At 38.6% G+C, this 2897-nt stretch carries 2 protein-coding genes; one reads left to right on the top strand and one right to left on the bottom strand.

What is annotated here, in order from left to right; all coding sequences use genetic code 11:
• Positions 1-203 precede the first annotated feature (203 nt).
• Positions 204-950, bottom strand: a complete 747-nt coding sequence (locus tag L655_RS0113800) for a YciK family oxidoreductase (protein ID WP_024605339.1) — start codon at positions 948-950, stop codon at positions 204-206.
• A 206-nt stretch (positions 951-1156) separates the two neighbouring features.
• On the opposite strand from L655_RS0113800, the gene L655_RS0113795 reads away from it, so the two are divergent.
• The coding region (locus L655_RS0113795; RefSeq protein ID WP_024605338.1) for a VolA/Pla-1 family phospholipase at positions 1157-2897 on the top strand (1741 nt) is incomplete at its 3' end.

Genomic DNA, 2897 nt, shown 5'->3' with positions numbered 1-2897 from the left:
CCGAATTGTTGTTTTGCCCAATGAGTATGTTCGTTAATCATAATGTGCCCTCAAACAAGATTTGAAGATCTGATCATGACATTGAGATTTAGTTCAAAAAAATCCCCGCTAATTTCTTAGCAGGGATTTGTGTATAAGAGACAGCTAATTGCGGCTTTTTTAATGTGTGTTGTTTAAACTGTTTAAACTATTTAAACTCTAAATTACTTTTTTACTTGAGCATCTAACGATTCGCCATTCACTTCACTAGAATCGTCACTCATTAGATATAAATATGTAGGCATTAAATCCTCTGGTGTAGCAAGTGCGTCTCTATCTTCACCTGGATATGCAGCAGCTCGCATTGAAGTGCGAGTAGCGCCTGGGTTAATACAGTTTACACGAATATTCGTTTTACCTACTTCACATGCCCATGTTTGCATCATACCTTCTACTGCAAATTTTGAGATGGCATAAGGCCCCCAAAATTCACGACCTTTGCGGCCTACACCTGATGACGTAAATACTATCGATGCATTATTAGACTTACGAAGAACAGGAAAAAGTGCTTTAGTGATCATTGCTTGTGCAGTCACGTTTACTTTCATTATGTTTTCGAACGTAGATGAGCAAAAATGTTCAAGCGGACCGAGTGACCCTAAAATACCTGCATTATTAAGCAACCCATCAAGGCGTCCAAACTGATATTCGATTGTTGCAGCAAGGTCACGGTAGTTTTGCTTCGTTGCGCCTTTTAAATCCATAGGGACTATTGCAGGTTTAGGGTAGCCAGCATTAACAATTTCATCGTAAACACATTCAAGTTTATTAGTTGTTTTTCCTAATAAGATAACTGTAGCGCCGTATTTTGCATACGTAATTGCTGCAACTCGGCCAATACCATCACCGGCGCCTGTTATTAAAATAATTTTATCTTTAAGTGCGTTTTCAGCCGCTTGATATGTGTGCATAAAAGTACCCATTCATCTATTTTTTTTGATTTTAACATAGCGAAACGTGAAGTAATCGAATTTATTGTAAAATTAGGTGGCGAAAATAGAAACTTTACGTTAAGTTTAACTGGTCTAATGTCTCATTAATAACCTGATTACATTGTTTTAACTTAATACACTGATTAAACACACTATAAAAATAAAATACGTGCGGAGCCAACAATATGAAAAAAATGCTACTTTCACTCTCGGTTACAGCTGCTTTAGCAGGTTGTGGCGGTGGAGAAACGTTAACAGATGTCAAAAACGACACAGCAGCAGTTATCCCAACAGCAACGGTTACATTTGACCCTGCTGCAGGTATCTTATCGGTACCTAATGATTTATTAATGAGTGGAACCCAAGACGGTACACTTAATATTCCTGGTGAATTAGATGACAACAATGTCTCTATTTCGCGCGCAGCTTATGCAAACCCTCAACTTGCACTAGGTGCACTTGATGGTTGGTCTTCGCAGGTTCCTTATAAAATCGATTTAACATTCCCACCAAATGTGAGTTTAGATGAAGCGTCTGCTGGGACCCCTGGTACAGTAAGAATTTTTGAAGTTGTAATGGGTGCAAGTTTAACTGATGCAGAATGTTCAGTTGTAGCTGCCGGTACTGCTTGTAAATTGGTCGGTGAGCTTACTTTTGGTGTTGACTTTGTTACTCAAGCTTCAGGTGATGGCGTTGCTATTATACCTTTAAAACCTTTTACGGCCGGTAGCTCATACATCAATGTATTAACTACAGCGCTTAAGGATTCTTTAGGTCGTTCTATTGAGCCTTCATCTACTTATGCCTCTGTGAGTGAAGAAGCGCCGTTAATTACAGAAGCCCAACTTGGTTTGCAAGGTGCTGTAAATAGCTACGAAAATGTAGTAGTTAGTTCAGGCGATATTTCAAAAGACGATATTATTTTTTCTAGCGCAATGACTATTCAATCAGCAGGGCCAGTACTTGGTACTATTAAGCAATTATTAGCTGGTAGTTTGAGAAACCCTGCAACCATACCAAAAATAACTATCACAGAGTCTGAAGAAACGGTTAAAGATTTTTTAGGTTTTCCAGACATAGCTACTTTTGCACCATTTGATGCTGTTGAATACATTAAAGGTGAAATTACTTTACCAATGTATCTAGGCAAACCTACAGGTACCGATATAAGCGCTTTGAATGACACATACTGGAAAGCAATGTGTTCAAGCCCTGTTGCAGTATTAAATCAGTTAGCCGCGGATCAAAAGTTACGAGATGAGGGTAAAGAAGAAGATATTGATGCAACTATGTTTGACGAAGGGCCTTATGAAGACGTTTGTCAGCAAATAAATACCCGTCTACATGACTATCCAAAAATAGATATTACTCGGCATTTAACTAAATATAACCCAGTTCCATTAGCTCAAAGCAATGAGACTATACCTGTACAAATTACAAAGCCAATTTTAGCTGATATAAATGTTTATCGTTCAGCTTATGGTTTACCTGAGCTTGAAAGTATCCCAGAAGGTGGTTGGCCAGTTGTTATTATGCAACACGGTATTACAACACAAAAAGAAAGTATGCTTGCTTTAACGGCGCAGCTTTCTATTCAAGGCTTTGCAACAGTTGCTATTGACCATCCAAGACATGGTGAGCGTGGAATAGATGTTGATGGTGATGGAACAGACGACTTTAATGCAACAACGGGTTCTGTGCTTAGTTACATGAACTTAAGTTCATTACTTGTTGCGCGTGATAGCTTACGTCAATCAGCGGCTGATTTATTGGGTTTACGTTTAGGTCTAAACTTTATTAATGATGCAACGATTAATGCGCAAGATGTAACTTACATTGGTCATTCATTAGGCTCTATTGTAGCCCCTGCATTTATTGCACAAGCTAATAAGCCATTAGCGCCAACCGTTGACCCATTATTTAATG

The sequence above is a fragment of the Pseudoalteromonas sp. TAE79 genome (genome assembly GCF_000498015.1).
Classification (GTDB): domain Bacteria; phylum Pseudomonadota; class Gammaproteobacteria; order Enterobacterales; family Alteromonadaceae; genus Pseudoalteromonas.
Note: the sequence above shows the minus strand (reverse complement) of the source record. Positions and strands in the feature narration are given on the sequence as shown.

Coding starts and splice junctions, on each gene's coding strand:
- L655_RS0113800 (WP_024605339.1), bottom strand. CDS start 950: ATGCACACATATCAAGCGGCTGAAAACGCACTTAAAGATAAAATTATT.